We start from the raw sequence: 15005 nt of genomic DNA on the forward strand, positions 1-15005 counted from the left end.
GTGCTCCTCACCATCGACGTAGGCAACACCCACACGGTCCTGGGCCTGTTCGACGGTGACGAGATCGTCGAGCACTGGCGGATCTCGACCGACCCGCGGCGCACGGCCGACGAGATGGCCGTGCTGATGCAGGGCCTGATGGGCATGCACCCGATGCTCGGCACCGAGCTGGGCGACGGCATCCACGGCATCGCGATCTGCTCGACGGTGCCGTCGGTCCTGCACGAGCTGCGCGAGGTCACCCGCCGCTACTACGGGGACGTGCCGGCGGTGCTGGTGGAGCCCGGGATCAAGACGGGCGTGCCGATCCTGATGGACAACCCGAAGGAGGTCGGCGCGGACCGCATCATCAACGCGGTCGCGGCGGTCGAGCTCTACGGGGGCCCGGCGATCGTGGTGGACTTCGGCACGGCGACCACGTTCGACGCGGTGTCCACGAAGGGCGAGTACGTGGGCGGGGTGATCTCCCCGGGCATCGAGATCTCGATGGAGGCCCTCGGCGTACGGGGCGCCCAGCTGCGGAAGATCGAGCTGGCCCGGCCGCGGAACGTGATCGGCAAGTCCACGGTCGAGGCGATGCAGTCGGGCGTGGTCTACGGCTTCGCGGGCCAGGTCGACGGAATCGTCGCCCGGATGGCGAAGGAGCTGGCGGGCCCGAACGGCGACCCGGACGACGTCCGGGTGATCGCGACGGGCGGCCTGGCGCCGATCGTCCTCGGCGAGTCCGCGGTGATCGACGACCACGAGCCGTGGCTGACCCTGATCGGCCTGCGGCTGGTGTACGAGCGCAACGCGCCCAACTTCGAGTAGCCGGGCGTCGCCCGCGTCACCCCCGGAGGGTGGCGCAGGCCCCGCCGGGCCCTCCGGGGTGCCGCAGCAGCCGCAGCAGGGCGGCGAGCCACGGGTGGCCGGCCGGGCGTCCCTCCAGGACGGCTTCGGCCTGGGCGTGGGTCCGGACCGCGCGGAGGGTGGCGACGTCGTCCCGTCCGGGCGGCGGGGGCATCGGGGCGCCGTGCTGGGACGCCCGGTAGGTGTCGATGAGGTACTGCTCGATGGCGCTCATGCATCCACCCTGACCCCGCCGCGGACCCCTCGCGCGTCGACTGACGGCCGCCGTCAATCGACGGGCCCGGGGGCCCGCACGCGGACCGTCCGGGGGTCACGCACGCCGACCGCCCGGGGGCGGGGACGCCGGCCGTCCGGTAGGCCGTCCGGCCCCGCCCCCGCGCCGCCGGTGGCGGGGGCACCGGCAGAATGGGCTGATGAGCGTCACCATCGACATCGCCGGCCTCCCCGCGGAGCGGATCGTCTTCGCGCCCTCTCCGCTCGCGGAGCTCCGCATGTCCCTGCACGCGCTCGCGCAGCCCTCCCACCATCCCCGGCTGACCTCCTGGACGACCGCCACCACCGCCGCGCTCGACCCGGACCTCGCGGACCGGCTGCTGGAGGCGGACTTCATGTGGCGGAGCTCGTTCTCCGACATCTTCATGGCCTTCGCCGGCACCCCCGGCGGGAGCGGCCGGCCCGGGGCGACCCTGGCCGGGGAGCTGGACGTGCTCGACCGCATGGACGACGAGCAGTTCGTGATGGCCGCCCTGGAGCACTGCTGGCTGGCCCTCTACGACGTCGGCGGCGGGGCCTCGCCGCTCACCGACCCGGCGGCCCGGACCAGGGCCCTGGAGGCGGCCGCCGCCCGCGGACCGCGCCAGCTGGCCTTCTCGGTCCGGCTGCTGGACGACACCGCCGGAGTCCGGGTGTGGATGCGTCGGCTCCTGGAGGACTGCGACGAGGCCTTCTTCGCGGAGACCTGGAAGCGGATCGGGCCCGGGCAGAGCGCCGACGCCCGGCACAAGGCGGAGGTGCTGCGCCGCAAGGGCCTGCCGGCGGCGCTCAAGGAGGTCTCCTCCGCGCTGAGCGTCGACGAGGCGCTGACCACCGTCACCGCCGACAAGATGGCCAACGGCTCGACCACCGCCACCGACCCCCGAATAGGCAGCGGCCTGGTCCTCGTACCGACCGACTTCGGCTGGCCGCACCTGCTCGTGCTGCACGCACCGGGCTGGCTGCCGGTGATCCACTATCCGCTCGGTTCGCCCGGACCGGCCTCGGCGCCGGGGTCGGTGGAGCTGCTCCAGCTGCGGATGGAGGCGCTGGCGCATCCCCTGCGGATGCGGCTGTGCCGGAGCCTGGCCCGGGCCCCGTACACGACGAGCGAGCTGGCGGTCGTGTACGGGATCACCGCGCCGGAGGTGTCACGGCACCTGGCCTTCCTGAAGAAGGCCGGCCTGATGCACACGCGGCGTCAGGGGCGTTACGTCCAGCACCAGTTGGACCTGGCCGCCGTCGCCCGCATCGGGTCGGACTTCATCGAGGGCATCCTGCGCTGAGGCCCCGGCCGAGTGCGGCCCGGCCGTGGCCGGACCAGGCCTGAAGATGGCCTGTTTCGATCGGCACAGATTCACCGATATACGGAATTCATAAACCGGAATCAGTGAAAACTCTGGCCAGAGTGGCCACTTGCTGTTTAACGTGCGACCACCGCTGCCGCCGACCCACGCGCACGGTACTCCGTCCCACCGCTCCGCCTGACCTGCTCTGCTCGTCTTTTGTCGTGGAAGGACCTACATGCCCTCACGCCGTATAGCCGCAGCCACCGCCGCCCTGGCGGCCGCGGCCCTTGTCTCGCCCCTGCTGCTCGCCGGGCCGGCCGGTGCCACCGGCGGCCCGCAGAGCGACCGCGCCAAGGGTGACGCGCTCGCCAGGAAGCTGGTCAAGGAGGCGACCGGTAAGGGAGCCAACAACCACCTGAAGGTCTTCCAGGCGATAGCCGACTACAACAAGGGCACCCGCGTGGCCGGCTCGAAGGGCCACGTGCAGTCCGCCCAGTACGTCGAGGCCGTGATGCGCGCCTCCGGGTACAAGGTCACGAGGAACGAGTTCGACTTCGTGTACGTCGAGGCCGTCGCCGAGACGCTCACGGTGAACGGCTCGAACGGGCGCGACGTCCCGATCCACCTGATGACGTACACGAAGAGCGGCCCGGAGGGGGGCGTCACGGCCCAGCTCGCGGTCGCCCCGGTCGACGCCGACGGCACCAACGGCTGCGAGCCCGGCGACTTCGCCGCCGGCGCCTTCACCGGCAAGATAGCCCTGGTCAAGCGCGGCGGCTGCACCTTCGCGGTCAAGCAGGAGAACGCGGCGGCGGCCGGCGCGGTCGGCGCGGTCATCTTCAACAACACGGCGGGCGCCCTGAACGGCACCCTCGGCGACCCGGCCGCGGGCAAGGTCCCGACCGGCGGCGTCACCCAGGCCGAGGGCGAGCAGCTCACCGCCGACGCCGCGGCCGGCCCGGTCGAGGTCACCCTCGACATCCGCGAGCTGCGCGAGAACCGCAAGACGTACAACGTGGTGGCCGAGACCCGCGGCGGCGACGCGGACAACACCGTCTTCCTCGGCGCGCACCTCGACTCGGTCGCGGTGGGCCCGGGCATCAACGACAACGGCTCCGGCTCGGCCGGCATCCTCCAGGTCGCGCAGCGCCTGGCGAGCAGCCAGACGAAGATCAAGAACAAGGTCAAGTTCGCCTGGTGGTCGGCCGAGGAGTTCGGCCTGCTCGGCTCCGAGGCGTACGTCGCCGGCCTGACCGACGCCGAGAAGAAGCAGATCAGGCTCTACCTGAACTTCGACATGATCGGCTCGCCGAACGCCGCGTACTTCGTCTACGACGGCGACGACTCGGACGCGACCGGCGCGGGCCCCGGCCCGGCGGGCTCGGCCCAGCTGGAGAAGGGGATCACCGACTTCCTCGACTCGAAGCGGATCCCGCACGCGGGCACGGACTTCTCCGGCCGCTCGGACTACGGCCCGTTCATCGAGGTCGGCATCCCGTCCGGCGGTACGTTCACCGGCGCCGAGGGCATCAAGACGCCCGAGGAGGCCGCGAAGTTCGGCGGTCAGGCGGGCGTCGCCTACGACGTGAACTACCACGGCAAGGGTGACGACATCACCAACATCGACCAGAAGGCGCTCGACATCAACGTCGACGTCATCGCGGACGCGGTCGGCCACTACGCGCACGACCTGGCCCCGCTGACCGAGCCGGTCGTCTCGCAGCCGACCCCCGGCGGCAGCGGCGGTGGCGGTGGCCTGCACCCGGGCCACGACGAGATCAAGCAGTAACCGCCCGCGGTAACCCGCGGTCGGTGAGGAGGGGCCGGGATCCCGTGGGGGTCCCGGCCCCTCCGCCGTGCCCGGCGCCGCCCGGCCGCTGGGGCGGGGCGGGGCGGCGGCGCGGCGGGGCCGTGACACCGCACCGCCCGTCAGGGCCCGGCGCCGCCGCCCGGCGGCCACGCCGCGATGCCCACCGGCTGGACCAGCCAGCCGAACGCTCCCAGGCCCGCCGGGGACGTCAGCTCCGCCGCCTCGCCGGCCGCCGCCAGGGCGCGGACGTAGGCCGCCGGATCCGTGGAGGCCAGCGCCAGCGGGGGCCGGGCCCCCGAGACGCCGAGTGCGGTCAGGGCCTCCCGCTGGGTCAGCAGCACCGCGCCCGGCCCCGCACAGGCGTCCAGGGCCACGTGGGCCGTCACGTCGCAGCCGCCGTCCGGGACCGGCGGCACCTCCCGGCCCGCGCGGAAGCCCGTCAGCGTCCCGTACGGGGGCCGCGCCTCCCGTACGTGGGCGTAGTCCACCGCCACCGCCAGGCCCCGCTCCACGGTGGCCGCGGCCGCCGCCCAGGCCTCGTCCCGGGTGCGGCCCACCTCCGCGCGGCCGCCGCCCGGCCACCACCGCTCCAGCCAGGCCCGGTCCGCGTCGTCGAGGGGGCCGCCGGGGGTCTCCGTACCGTCCGGCGCGACCAGGACGTAGCGCCCGTCCTCCGCCACCTCCAGCGGCACGTTGTCCAGCCACTCGTTGGCGAAGAGAAGCCCCCTCGTCCGCTCGGGCGGTACGGCGCCCCAGCCGATCCGCGGGTCGAGCTCCGGCGGCCGCCGCGCCCGCTCCACGGCGTACGGGCGCACCCGCGCGGCCGTCCGCGCCGGCAGCGCGGCGAGCACCCCGGCCAGCAGTTCCCCGCGCCCGGCGCCCACGTCGACCAGGTCCAGCTCCGGCGGGTGCCCGAGGGCGTCGTCCACCCGGAGCAGGAGGCGGGCCACCGCGCCCGCGTACAGCCCGGAGGCGTGCACCGAGGTCCGGAAGTGCCCGGCGGGCCCCGGGCCGCCCGGACGCACGTAGAAGCCGCCGGGGCCGTACAGCGCGGTCTCCATCGCCGCCCGCCAACGAACCGGAATCGCGCGTTCACCCTGGGTGCTCATCGCACCAAGGCTAAGCTCAGGGTCCACCTTCGGGAGTACGCCCCCAGTGCAAGGTCGCACCTGTGGTTGACTCCAGCACCTATCTCCTTTCCCTACGCTGGGTTACGTGCAGCGCCTCTACGAATTCCTCCGCAGACACCCGACGGGCGTCGACAGCTTCTGGGCCGTCTTCTTCTTCGGGTTCTCGATGCTGAACGTGGCGTCGATGAGCGCGAGCACCGGCCTCCGGCTCGCCGCGGTCCCCGTGACCCTGGCGATGACCGCCGTGGTGGCGCTGCGCCGCAAGTGGACGCAGGCGATGTTCTGGCTGGCCCTCGGCGCCGGCCTCTACCAGCTGGCCCTCGGCATCGAGGCGCAGTTCGCCGACGCCGCGATGCTCGTGATCCTCTACACCGTGGCCGCGGGCGACCTCCCGCGCTGGATCTCGCGCACCGCGCTGGGCGTCGGGCTGCTCGCCTCGCCGCTGTACTTCCTGCGCTTCGGCGTGGACAAGGGCCTCAGCAAGCCGGAGAGCGTCCTCTTCGCCCTGTTCGTCATCGTCCCCTTCGCCCTCGCCTGGGTGGCGGGCGATTCGCTGCGCACCCGCCGGGCCTACTACGCCCAGCTGATCGAGCGCAACGAGCGGCTGGAGAACCAGCGCGAGGCCCAGGCCAAGGTGGCCGTGGCAGCCGAGCGCGCCCGGATCGCCCGCGAACTGCACGACGTCGTCGCGCACAACGTCTCGGTGATGGTGGTCCAGGCCGACGGCGCCGCATACGTCATGGACGTGGCCCCCGAGCAGGCCAAGGAGGCCCTCCAGACCATCTCCGGCACCGGCCGCCAGGCCCTCGCCGAGATGCGCCGGCTGCTGGGCGTACTGCGGACCGGCGAGCCCCAGGAGTCCGAGGACTACGTTCCGCAGCCGGACGTCGAGCAGATCGAGGTCCTGGTCGAGCAGGTACGGGCGGCCGGGCTCCCGGTGGACTTCGAGGTCGAGGGAGCGCCGCGCAAGCTGCCCAGCGGGGTGGAGCTGACGGCGTACCGGATCGTCCAGGAGGCGCTGACGAACACCCGCAAGCACGGCGGCCCGGAGGCGCGGGCCAGCGTCCGGCTGGTCTACTTCGACGACGGCCTGGGCCTGCTCGTCGAGGACGACGGCCGGGGCGCCGCGCACGAGCTGTACGAGGACGGCGGCGCCGACGGCGCCGGACACGGGCTGATCGGCATGCGCGAGCGGATCGGTATGGTCGGGGGAACCCTGGACACCGGGCCCCGGCCGGGCGGCGGCTTCCGGATCAGCGCACTGCTTCCCCTGAAGAAGAGTTGAACGTGAAGTTCTTGAAGTTCTTGAAGTCGAAGAGGACGAGGTAACTGATGTCCATCCGCGTGATGCTCGTCGACGACCAGGTACTGCTGCGCACCGGTTTCCGCATGGTGCTCGCCGCCCAGCCGGACATGGAGGTCGTCGCCGAAGCGGGCAACGGCCTGGAGGCGCTGGAGGTGCTGCGGGCCACCACGGTGGACGTGGTGCTGATGGACGTCCGCATGCCCAAGCTCGACGGGGTCGAGGCGACCCGGCGGATCTGCGAGCCGCCCGAACACCCGAAGGTGATCATCCTGACCACCTTCGACCTGGACGAGTACGCCTTCTCGGGCCTGAAGGCGGGCGCGAGCGGCTTCATGCTGAAGGACGTCCCGCCCGCCGAGCTGCTCGCGGCGATCCGCTCGGTGCACAGCGGCGACGCGGTCGTCGCCCCGTCCACGACGCGGCGGCTGCTGGACCGGTTCGCGCCGATGCTGCCGACGACCACGGAGGAACCGCGGAACAAGGAGGTCGACCGGCTCACCGAGCGCGAGCGCGAGGTCATGCTGCTGGTCGCCCAGGGCCTGTCGAACGGCGAGATCGCGGCCCGGCTGGTCCTCTCGGAGGCGACCGTCAAGACGCACGTGGGCCGCATCCTGACCAAGCTCGGGCTGCGCGACCGCGTCCAGGTCGTCGTCCTCGCGTACGAGACGGGCCTGGTCCGCGCGGGCGGCGGCCCGGCGGCCTAGGGGGTGCCTCCACACTCGTTCCTGCCGTGCGGTGTCTGACACGCACGGCCCGGCCCGCGGGCGTACGGAACGACGGTGACGACACCCCGTAGGCCAGGTCCCCCGCCCGTCCCGCCGTCCCGCCCGCCCGTCCCGCCCGGGCCTCACGTCATCCAGCGGTCCGGGCGGGCCGAGGCCCGGGAGGTGCGCGAGCGGGCGGCCTGCGCGTGCAGCAGCTCCGCGGCCTCGTCCGCCGCCCGCAGCCGGGCGGTCACCGTGCCGTTGGCGCCGGTATCGACCTGGACGTCGGCCAGCCCCCGGGCCCTCTCCCAGGGGCCCTGGGAGAGGCGGACGCTCTGCACCTTGGCGTGCGGGACGATCTCCGTACGGCGGCACAGGCGGCCGTGCCGGGCGGCGAACACGTCCGGGGAGACGGCCAGGGCGTAGCCCTTCCACCACAGCGGGACCACCCAGCGCGACCCGGAGCGCGGGGAGCCCTCGAAGGCCAGCGCCGCGAGGTCCACCCCGGGCAGCACCCGGGAGATCACGGCGTACGCGGCGTCCCGCGAGGCCACCGGGACCAGGACGTCGTTCTTGGAGCCCGCCACGGCCAGCTCCACCCGTACCCAGTTCCGCCGCCGCCACAACAGCGGCTCCACGATCCGTACGGTCTGCACCCGCCCCGGCGGCACGGTCTCGTGGGCCCGGTCCAGCAGCCCGTGGTCCAGGCGCAGGCCGTCGGGGGACTCCGCGACCGTCCAGTCGTACTCGGTGAGGAACCGGCCTGCGCTGCCCGCCCAGACGGCGCCGAGCATCGGGAGCAGGGTGACGACGGCCGCCCACGGGCTGGAGCTGATCCACCACACGAACACCGGCGCGAGGATCCCGCCGGCCAGCGCCGCGAGCACGCTCAGGCTCAGCGCGAGCGAGACGGCGATGTCGCGGGGGCTGACGCGCAGCAGCTCCCGTTCCGGGGCCTGGCCCAGCGCCACGGCCTCCTCGGGGGTGAAGCCCGCCGCCCGGGCGAGGAGTTCGGCGCGCAGGGCGACGGCCTCCTTCTCCCCGAGGAAGGCGAGCTCGTCCTTGTCGTCGGTCCCGATGACGTCGAGCCGCAGAGAGGCGACCCCGGTGAGCCGGGCCAGCAGCGGCCGGGTCACGTCCACTGCCTGGAGCCGGTCGAGGCGGATGTGCGCGGTGCGGCGGAAGAGCAGCCCGGTGCGGATGCGCAGTTCGGTGTCGGTGACCGCGAAGTGTGTGAACCACCAGCTCAGGAAGCCGTACAGGCCGAAGACGAGGACCAGTGCCAGCAGGGTCAGGACGCGCAGCAGGGCGGACAGGTCCGCGACCCACTCCCCCGCCCGGTCGCCCTGCTGGACGATCACGCCGACGGTCGCGGCGATCGGCACCCAGGCCCGGCGCAGCGGGGTGAACGGATGCAACCGCCGCTCGGAGGCCACCGGCTCCGCCGCCACCGGGTCGTCTCCTGTCCGGCCCGGGGTCACAGGCCCGCCGACCTTGCCTCGCCGAGCGCGGTGAGCCGGTCGCGGAGCCGCTCCGCCTCGGCCGGCACCAGCCCGGGGATCTTGGCATCGGTCGCCGCCGCCGCCGTGTGCAGCTGTACGGAGGCCAGTCCGAAGCGCCGCTCCAGCGGGCCCGAGGTCACCTCGACCAGCTGCATCCGCCCGTACGGGACCACCGTCTGCTCCCGCCAGAGCACGCCCCGGCTGATCAGCAGGTCGTCGGGGCGCTCCGCGTACCGCCACGACCGCCAGTTCCGGCCCATCAGCACCCACCCCCAGGCCAGCACCGCGAGCCAGAAGCCCCCGACCGCCGCCCACGCCGGGCCGACCGCGAGGCCCAGTACGACCGCGGTCACCGCCGCGAGCAGCGTCATCCAGATCACCAGCAGCAGCCGCCTCAGCGTGAGGAGCCCGCCCGGCAGCCCCACCCATTCGGGCCCGCCCGTCCCACCCGTCGTCCCCGTTTCCATGCGTCCACCCTAGGCGGGCGGGCCGTCGATCCGGACGGATCGACGGCCGCGCTCTTCCTGCTGAGACAATGCCCCGCATGACGGAGACCACGGTCGGCATCGGCGGTGCGGCGGAGAGCACCGACATGGTGCTCAACATCGGCCCCCAGCACCCTTCCACGCACGGCGTCCTGCGGCTGCGCCTCGTCCTGGACGGGGAGCGGATCGTCAGTGCCGAGCCGGTGGTCGGCTACATGCACCGCGGCGCCGAGAAGCTCTTCGAGGCCCGCGACTACCGGCAGATCGTGATGCTCGCGAACCGCCACGACTGGCTGTCCGCCTTCTCCAACGAGCTGGGCGTGGTCATGGCGGTCGAGCGGATGCTCGGCATGGAGGTCCCCGAGCGGGCCGTGTGGATGCGCACCCTGCTGGCCGAGCTGAACCGGGTGCTGAACCACCTGATGTTCCTCGGCTCGTACCCGCTCGAGCTGGGCGGCATCACCCCGATCTTCCACGCGTTCCGCGAGCGCGAGGAGCTCCAGGCCGTCATGGAGGAGATCTCCGGCGGCCGCATGCACTACATGTTCAACCGTGTCGGCGGCCTCAAGGAGGACCTCCCGGCCGGCTGGCTCGGCCGGGCCCGCGCGGCCGTCGCCGACGTCCGCACCCGGATGGACGTCTACGACAGACTGGTCCACGGGAACGAGATCTTCCGCGGCCGCACGCGCGGCGTCGGGGTGCTGTCCGCCGAGGCGGTCCACGCGTACGGCGTCTCCGGCCCGATCGCCCGCGCCTCGGGCGTCGACTTCGACCTGCGCCGTGACGAGCCGTACCTCGCCTACGGCGAACTCCAGGACGTCCTGAAGGTGGTCACGCGCACCGAGGGCGACTGCCTGTCCCGCTTCGAGGTCCTGCTGGACCAGACCCACAACGCGCTGGACCTGGCCGTCGCCTGCCTGGACCGGATGGCGGAGCTGGCGCCGGGGCCGGTCAACCAGCGCCTGCCCAAGGTGCTCAAGGCGCCCGAGGGGCACACGTACGCCTGGACCGAGAACCCGCTCGGCGTCAATGGCTACTACCTCGTGTCCAAGGGCGAGAAGACCCCGTACCGGCTGAAGCTGCGCAGTGCCTCCTTCAACAACATCCAGGCCCTCGCCGTGCTGCTGCCCGGGCAACTCGTCGCGGACATGGTGTCGATCCTCGGCTCACTGTTCTTCGTCGTCGGCGACATCGACAAGTAGCGGCCGCTCCGCGGTGACACCCCCTAGGGTGACCGGATGAGTTCTGGCATACCCGCGGGCTACCTGCGGCGGCTCGGTGTCACCGGTCACGGCAGGCCCTGCGCCGAGGGGCTGTTCGCCCTCCAGCGGGCGCACCTGGAACGCGTCGCCTACGACAACATCGACATCCAGCTCGGCCGGCCGCCCGGGATCGACCCCGAGCGGTCGGCGCGTCGCGTCGCCGCCGGGGGCGGCGGCTATCTGTGCTGCGGTCGAGGGCGTCTTCGGACGGCGGCTCGACGATCTGACCCCGGCGGACCGGGCGGCGCTGTGGGCCGCGGCGTGCCGGTCCCACGAGGCGTGGCTGTCCCGGCGGGCCAAGGGCGCCTGACACCACCGCGCACCTGACGCCGCCCGGCGGTGCCGGTGGGAGGAGCGGTCCCGGTGATGTCGGTGCGGCAGGGCAGACTTGGGGCCATGTCCCACTCCCCTCGCCGGGCCTGCCCCGCCTGCGGCCGCGACTGCGCCGTCACCGCGGGCCGGATCGCCCGCCACGACCCTCCCGGCGCGAGCGGCCGCGGCGACCTGGTGTCCTGCCCCGGCTCCCGGGCCAGGGTGATGCTCGGGGCCTCCGCGCCGACCCTGGACGGCTTCGTCCTGTCCGAACACCCGGGGCAGCTCACGCTGTTCTGATCCCCGTCAACCGGCACCCATCCGGCCCGGCTGATCAGGTCCTGCGCCGCCGAGCGGGGCCAGGGCGTCGTCGCCGGCTCTGCTCAGGGCACCTCTAGGAGATCGCCGTGCGCAGCCGGGCCACGTCGATCGGCTCGGTCTCGTCGTGGGCGGTCAGGTCGATGACCTGGCCCACCGCGCGGGTCTCCGCGGTGGCCGGCTTGAACCGGGGCTCGGTGGTGGTCTGCGCGGCCTCGGCCTTGTGGGCGGCGAGGACCTCGGCGCCGACCACGTCGGCCAGGTCCTCGTTCTGTACCGCCTCGATCACCGCGCGGGCCTGGGCGGCGTTCTTGGTGCCGAAGAAGTCGAAGCCGCCCTCGACGCGGGACGCCGACCGCCGCTGGGACGCGTACGGGGCGACGGCCGCCGCCAGCCGGCGCGCGGGCGCCGCGGCCGCGCCGGAGGGCACCGGACGGGCATGGCTGGCGGCCGCGCCGGAAACGGGTCCGGGGCCGGTCGGTGCGGCGGCGGGCGCCGGAGCCTGGGCGGGCACCTGGGCGGCAGCGGCTGAGGCGGGGGCGGCGGAGGAAGGCGCGGGCGCCGGAACCGGAGCGGCCGGCGGCCTGGGCGGGGCGGGCAGGGCCGGGGTCTTCGCCTTGCGGGCCAGCACCCCCAGGGCCGCCTTGGCCCGGGCGTAGCCGACCGGGGTGGGCGCGCCGGCCGCGGTGCGCTCCTCGGTGACGGCGGGGAGTTCCTTCGGTGCCGCGGCGGCGGGGGCGGCGGCCGCCTCGATGGCCAGCAGCCGGCGGCGCTCAAGGGCGCTCGCCCGCTCGGTCTCGGCGGTGGCGTACCGGCGCAGGAGCGCCGCGTGCTCGCCGCGCAGCCCGGCCAGTTCCACGCGCTTGGCCCGCAGTTTGGTGTCGAGCCTGCCCCGCAGCACGCGGGCCTCTTCGAGGTCGGATTCGAGCTCGGCTATCCGCTCGTCCGTCTTCCACTCGTCCTTGACCCGCTCGCGCGCCAGCTCCGCGACCCGGCGGCCGGCCGACTGGTCCCAGGCGCGCATGACGACGGCGCCGGCGATCCCCGCGGTGGCCGTGACGGCCACGAGCAGCCGTAGCGCCAGCGGTTCCGCGAGGAGCCAGGCCGCGCCGGCGCTGACGGCGCAGACGCCGGCCACGGTCGTCGGCGTGAGCAGCCGGTGCAGGGGTTCGGGATTGCGGTGGCGTCCACGGGGCATGGCCAGAAATTTACAGGGCGTTGAGGCCGCGTGGGGTGCCCGCCCGGCAAATCCTTACCGGGCGGGTACCTCACATTTCTCCACCAACCGCGTAACTGCTACTTCTTCACGAGGCCCTTGGACTCCAGGTAGGCCTTCGCCACGTCCGCCGGCTTGGCGCGCTCCGCGTCCACCTTGCGGTTCAGGTCGATCAGGTCGGCCGTCGTGAGCGCCTTGGTCAGTTTGTCCAGCGCGGCCGCGACCTCCGGGGCGCCCGCGTCCTTGGCGTTCACCACGGGCAGGACGTTGTCGGCGTTCTGGAGCTTCTTGTCGTCGTCCAGCAGCACCAGTCCGTAGCCGTCGAGGGTGGCGTCCGTGGTCGTGGTCAGCACGAGCTGGTCCGCGCCGTCCTTGACCGCCTGCTTGGACTGCGGGGTGCCGACGCCCTTCGGGTCGATTCCGGCCACCTGGATCCCGTACGTCTTCGTCAGCCCGGGGGCGCAGAAGGGACGGACGGCGCATTCGTCACCCGCCGCGATCTTCACCTTCAGCCCGGACGTGCCGAGGTCGGACAGCGTCTTCAGGTTGTTCTTCTGGGCGAACTCCTTCGTCACCGCGAAGGCGTTCTGGTCGACGGCGCCGCCGGCCGGCAGGGCCTTCAGGCCGAGCGGGCCGGCGAGCTTCTCCAGTGCCGCCACGGTCGCCGCGATGTCGCTGGAGGCGACCGGCTTCTCCTCCGGCGCCTTCGCGCCGTTCACCTTGGCGTTGAGGAACTCCGCGAGGGTGGCCGCGTACTCCGGGACGACGTCGATCTCGCCCTTCTCCAGCGACGGTTCGTACAGCTCGCGGTTGTTGACCGTCTTGACCGAGGTGCTGTAGCCCGCGTCCTTGAGGACCTGCGCGTACAGCTCCGCCAGCACGTTGGCCTCGGTGAAGCCGGCCGAGCCGATCACCAGGGTGCCCTTGCCGCCTCCCGCGGAGGGCTCGGAGGAGGCCGCGCCGCCGTCCTTGCTCTTCTCCAGGCTGTCGCCGCCGCACGCGGCCAGCGACACCGTCAGGGCGAGGGCGCCCAGGGACGCGCCGAGGACGCGCGTGGTCTTGCTCATGGGGGTACTCCGTTCGAGGCGATGGACAGGAAATCAGCGGGACGTCGCGGCCCGCGGCAGCAGCCGGTCCGCCGCGATCAGAGCGCCCTCCACCAGCAGGGCCAGCGCCGCCACGAGCAGGGCGCCCGCGACGACCTGCGCGGTGTCGTACGTGTTGAAGCCGGCGGTGATGATCCGGCCCAGGCCGCCCTGGCCGACCATCGCCGCGATGGTGGCGGTGGCGATGACCTGCACCGCGCCGGAGCGCAGCCCGGTCATCACCAGCGGCCGGGCGAGCGGGAGTTCCACCCGGAGGAAGAGCTGCCCGCCGGACATGCCCATGCCCCGGGCGGCCTCGACCACGGAACGGTCCACCTCGCGCATGCCCACGTACGCGTTGGTCAGCAGCGGCGGGATGGCGAACAGCACCAGCGCGGCGATGGTCGGCAGATAGCCGGAGTTGCGCAGCGGGGAGACCATGAACAGTGCCAGCACCGCGAAGACGGGGACGGCCCGGCCGATGTTGGAGATGTTGACCGCGAGCGCGCCGCCCTTGCCGAGGTGGCCGAGGTACAGGCCGACCGGCAGCGCCACCGCGCAGGCGATGGCGAGGGCGATCCCGCTGACGTAGACGTGCTCGCCGAGCCGGTGCCAGACGCCGCTCTCCCCGGACCAGTGGGCGCCGTTCGTCAGCCAGTCCCAGGCCCCTTCGAGTACGCCCACGGCCTCAGGCCCCCTTGCCGGAGGCGGCCGGGCGCCCGGTGGCCCGGGTCCACGGGGTGAGCACGCGCTGCACGCCGAGCAGCAGCAGGTCCGCCACCAGGGCGAGCAGCACGCACAGGACGGAGGCGGTGAGCACCTGCGCCTTGAAGGAGGTGTTGACGGCCGGGGCGATGAGGTTGCCCAGGCCGCCCTTGCCGACGATGGAGCCGACGGTGGTGAGCGCCACGGTCGAGACCGTCGCGATCCGGACACCGGCCAGCAGCGCGGGCAGCGCCAGCGGCATCTCCACCTGCCACAGCAGCCGCGCGGAGCCGTAGCCCATGCCGCGCGCGGCCTCCTTCACCTCCGCGGGGACGGCTTCCAGGCCGGCCAGCACGTTGCGGACCAGGATGGTCAGCGAGTACAGCACCAGGCCGGTCACCACCAGCGTCGCCGAGAGCCCGAAGACGGGGAGCAGCAGGGAGAACATGGCCAGGGAGGGCACCGTGTAGAGCAGGGTGGTCAGGCCCAGTACGGGCGCCGCCCAGCGGCGGCCGCGGCGGGCCAGCAGCGCGAGGGGGACGGACAGGGCGATCCCGATGAGGACCGAGGCGCCGGTGATCCAGATGTGTTCGAGGGTGGCGTCGGTGAGCTCCTGGGAGCGGGAGGTCACGTAGTCCCAGCAGATCCAGTCGTTCGCCACCAGGCAGTTCCGCTCCGCCACGCTCCTCACCTCCCCCGTTATCGAACGCACGTCCTTGCCGAATGCCGCAACCAGGAGCGACCTTAACCCCAGGTACCCACATTGGCCGGAAATCTTCG

The 15005-nt window shown here is 73.2% G+C and carries 16 protein-coding genes; 8 read left to right on the forward strand and 8 right to left on the reverse strand.

Features of this window, described 5'->3' with window-relative positions:
• Positions 1–810, forward strand: a complete 810-nt coding sequence (locus OTB16_RS25085) for a type III pantothenate kinase (protein ID WP_267723052.1) — start codon at positions 1–3, stop codon at positions 808–810.
• A 16-nt stretch (positions 811–826) separates the two neighbouring features.
• Here OTB16_RS25085 and OTB16_RS25090 read toward each other — a convergent pair whose 3' ends face one another.
• The gene (locus OTB16_RS25090; RefSeq protein ID WP_267723053.1) at positions 827–1063 is read right to left on the reverse strand and encodes a hypothetical protein; all 237 of its coding nucleotides are present in this window, start codon (positions 1061–1063) and stop codon (positions 827–829) included.
• A gap of 199 nt (positions 1064–1262) precedes the next feature.
• Between OTB16_RS25090 and OTB16_RS25095 the strand changes: the two genes are divergently transcribed.
• A complete protein-coding gene (locus tag OTB16_RS25095; protein ID WP_267723054.1) occupies positions 1263–2387 on the forward strand; it encodes a DUF5937 family protein in 1125 nt (374 codons plus the stop codon).
• A 238-nt stretch (positions 2388–2625) separates the two neighbouring features.
• Entirely contained in the window at positions 2626–4179 is a 1554-nt protein-coding gene (locus OTB16_RS25100; protein ID WP_267723055.1) for a M28 family metallopeptidase, read from the forward strand.
• Between the two features lie 140 nt (positions 4180–4319).
• Here the strand turns inward: OTB16_RS25100 and OTB16_RS25105 are convergent, their stop codons facing one another.
• Positions 4320–5309 carry an SAM-dependent methyltransferase gene (locus OTB16_RS25105; protein ID WP_267723057.1) on the reverse strand — a complete coding sequence of 330 codons (990 nt, stop codon included), beginning with the start codon at positions 5307–5309 and terminating at the stop codon, positions 4320–4322.
• 106 nt (positions 5310–5415) lie between these two features.
• Here OTB16_RS25105 and OTB16_RS25110 point away from each other — a divergent pair, with 106 nt between their 5' ends.
• Together OTB16_RS25110 and OTB16_RS25115 are read left to right on the forward strand one after the other, a co-directional pair.
• Positions 5416–6615, forward strand: a complete 1200-nt coding sequence (locus tag OTB16_RS25110) for a sensor histidine kinase (RefSeq protein ID WP_267723058.1) — start codon at positions 5416–5418, stop codon at positions 6613–6615.
• A gap of 47 nt (positions 6616–6662) precedes the next feature.
• A complete protein-coding gene (locus tag OTB16_RS25115) occupies positions 6663–7340 on the forward strand; it encodes a response regulator (RefSeq protein ID WP_267723059.1) in 678 nt (225 codons plus the stop codon).
• Positions 7341–7483: 143 nt separating this feature from the next.
• On the opposite strand, the gene OTB16_RS25120 is transcribed toward OTB16_RS25115, so the two are convergent.
• Positions 7484–8791 carry a PH domain-containing protein gene (locus OTB16_RS25120; RefSeq protein WP_324290879.1) on the reverse strand — a complete coding sequence of 436 codons (1308 nt, stop codon included), beginning with the start codon at positions 8789–8791 and terminating at the stop codon, positions 7484–7486.
• 26 nt (positions 8792–8817) lie between these two features.
• The gene (locus tag OTB16_RS25125) at positions 8818–9309 is read right to left on the reverse strand and encodes a PH domain-containing protein (protein WP_267723063.1); all 492 of its coding nucleotides are present in this window, start codon (positions 9307–9309) and stop codon (positions 8818–8820) included.
• Positions 9310–9386: 77 nt separating this feature from the next.
• On the opposite strand from OTB16_RS25125, the gene OTB16_RS25130 reads away from it, so the two are divergent.
• The 3 genes from OTB16_RS25130 (at position 9387) to OTB16_RS25140 (ending at position 11201) form a co-directional block, all read left to right on the forward strand.
• Entirely contained in the window at positions 9387–10529 is a 1143-nt protein-coding gene (locus tag OTB16_RS25130; RefSeq protein WP_267723064.1) for an NADH-quinone oxidoreductase subunit D, read from the forward strand.
• 36 nt (positions 10530–10565) lie between these two features.
• Positions 10566–10916: an arylamine N-acetyltransferase family protein gene (locus tag OTB16_RS25135; protein WP_267723065.1), complete on the forward strand. Its 351-nt coding sequence runs from the start codon at positions 10566–10568 to the stop codon at positions 10914–10916.
• Between the two features lie 69 nt (positions 10917–10985).
• On the forward strand, positions 10986–11201 hold the full coding sequence (locus tag OTB16_RS25140) for a hypothetical protein (RefSeq protein WP_267723066.1): 216 nt from the start codon (positions 10986–10988) through the stop codon (positions 11199–11201).
• 94 nt (positions 11202–11295) lie between these two features.
• On the opposite strand, the gene OTB16_RS25145 is transcribed toward OTB16_RS25140, so the two are convergent.
• The 4 genes from OTB16_RS25145 to OTB16_RS25160 form a co-directional block, all read right to left on the reverse strand.
• Complete coding sequence (locus tag OTB16_RS25145; RefSeq protein WP_267723067.1) at positions 11296–12417, reverse strand: hypothetical protein; 1122 nt, start codon at positions 12415–12417, stop codon at positions 11296–11298.
• A 98-nt stretch (positions 12418–12515) separates the two neighbouring features.
• Positions 12516–13502, reverse strand: coding sequence for an ABC transporter substrate-binding protein (locus OTB16_RS25150; protein ID WP_267723068.1), 987 nt, complete (start codon positions 13500–13502; stop codon positions 12516–12518).
• A gap of 33 nt (positions 13503–13535) precedes the next feature.
• Positions 13536–14204, reverse strand: coding sequence for an ABC transporter permease (locus tag OTB16_RS25155; RefSeq protein ID WP_267723069.1), 669 nt, complete (start codon positions 14202–14204; stop codon positions 13536–13538).
• 4 nt (positions 14205–14208) lie between these two features.
• On the reverse strand, positions 14209–14907 hold the full coding sequence (locus OTB16_RS25160) for an ABC transporter permease (RefSeq protein ID WP_267723070.1): 699 nt from the start codon (positions 14905–14907) through the stop codon (positions 14209–14211).
• Positions 14908–15005 lie beyond the last annotated feature (98 nt).

The organism is Streptomyces antarcticus, assembly GCF_026627255.1.
Lineage (GTDB): Bacteria > Actinomycetota > Actinomycetes > Streptomycetales > Streptomycetaceae > Streptomyces > Streptomyces antarcticus.

Excerpts from the sequence above, each read along its gene's own strand:
- OTB16_RS25090 (WP_267723053.1), bottom strand. The coding sequence starts at position 1,063 with ATGAGCGCCATCGAGCAGTACCTCATCGACACCTACCGGGCGTCCCAG.
- OTB16_RS25095 (WP_267723054.1), top strand. The coding sequence starts at position 1,263 with ATGAGCGTCACCATCGACATCGCCGGCCTCCCCGCGGAGCGGATCGTC.
- OTB16_RS25100 (WP_267723055.1), top strand. The coding sequence starts at position 2,626 with ATGCCCTCACGCCGTATAGCCGCAGCCACCGCCGCCCTGGCGGCCGCG.
- OTB16_RS25105 (WP_267723057.1), bottom strand. The coding sequence starts at position 5,309 with ATGAGCACCCAGGGTGAACGCGCGATTCCGGTTCGTTGGCGGGCGGCG.
- OTB16_RS25115 (WP_267723059.1), top strand. The coding sequence starts at position 6,663 with ATGTCCATCCGCGTGATGCTCGTCGACGACCAGGTACTGCTGCGCACC.
- OTB16_RS25125 (WP_267723063.1), bottom strand. The coding sequence starts at position 9,309 with ATGGAAACGGGGACGACGGGTGGGACGGGCGGGCCCGAATGGGTGGGG.
- OTB16_RS25130 (WP_267723064.1), top strand. The coding sequence starts at position 9,387 with ATGACGGAGACCACGGTCGGCATCGGCGGTGCGGCGGAGAGCACCGAC.
- OTB16_RS25135 (WP_267723065.1), top strand. The coding sequence starts at position 10,566 with ATGAGTTCTGGCATACCCGCGGGCTACCTGCGGCGGCTCGGTGTCACC.
- OTB16_RS25140 (WP_267723066.1), top strand. The coding sequence starts at position 10,986 with ATGTCCCACTCCCCTCGCCGGGCCTGCCCCGCCTGCGGCCGCGACTGC.
- OTB16_RS25145 (WP_267723067.1), bottom strand. The coding sequence starts at position 12,417 with ATGCCCCGTGGACGCCACCGCAATCCCGAACCCCTGCACCGGCTGCTC.
- OTB16_RS25150 (WP_267723068.1), bottom strand. The coding sequence starts at position 13,502 with ATGAGCAAGACCACGCGCGTCCTCGGCGCGTCCCTGGGCGCCCTCGCC.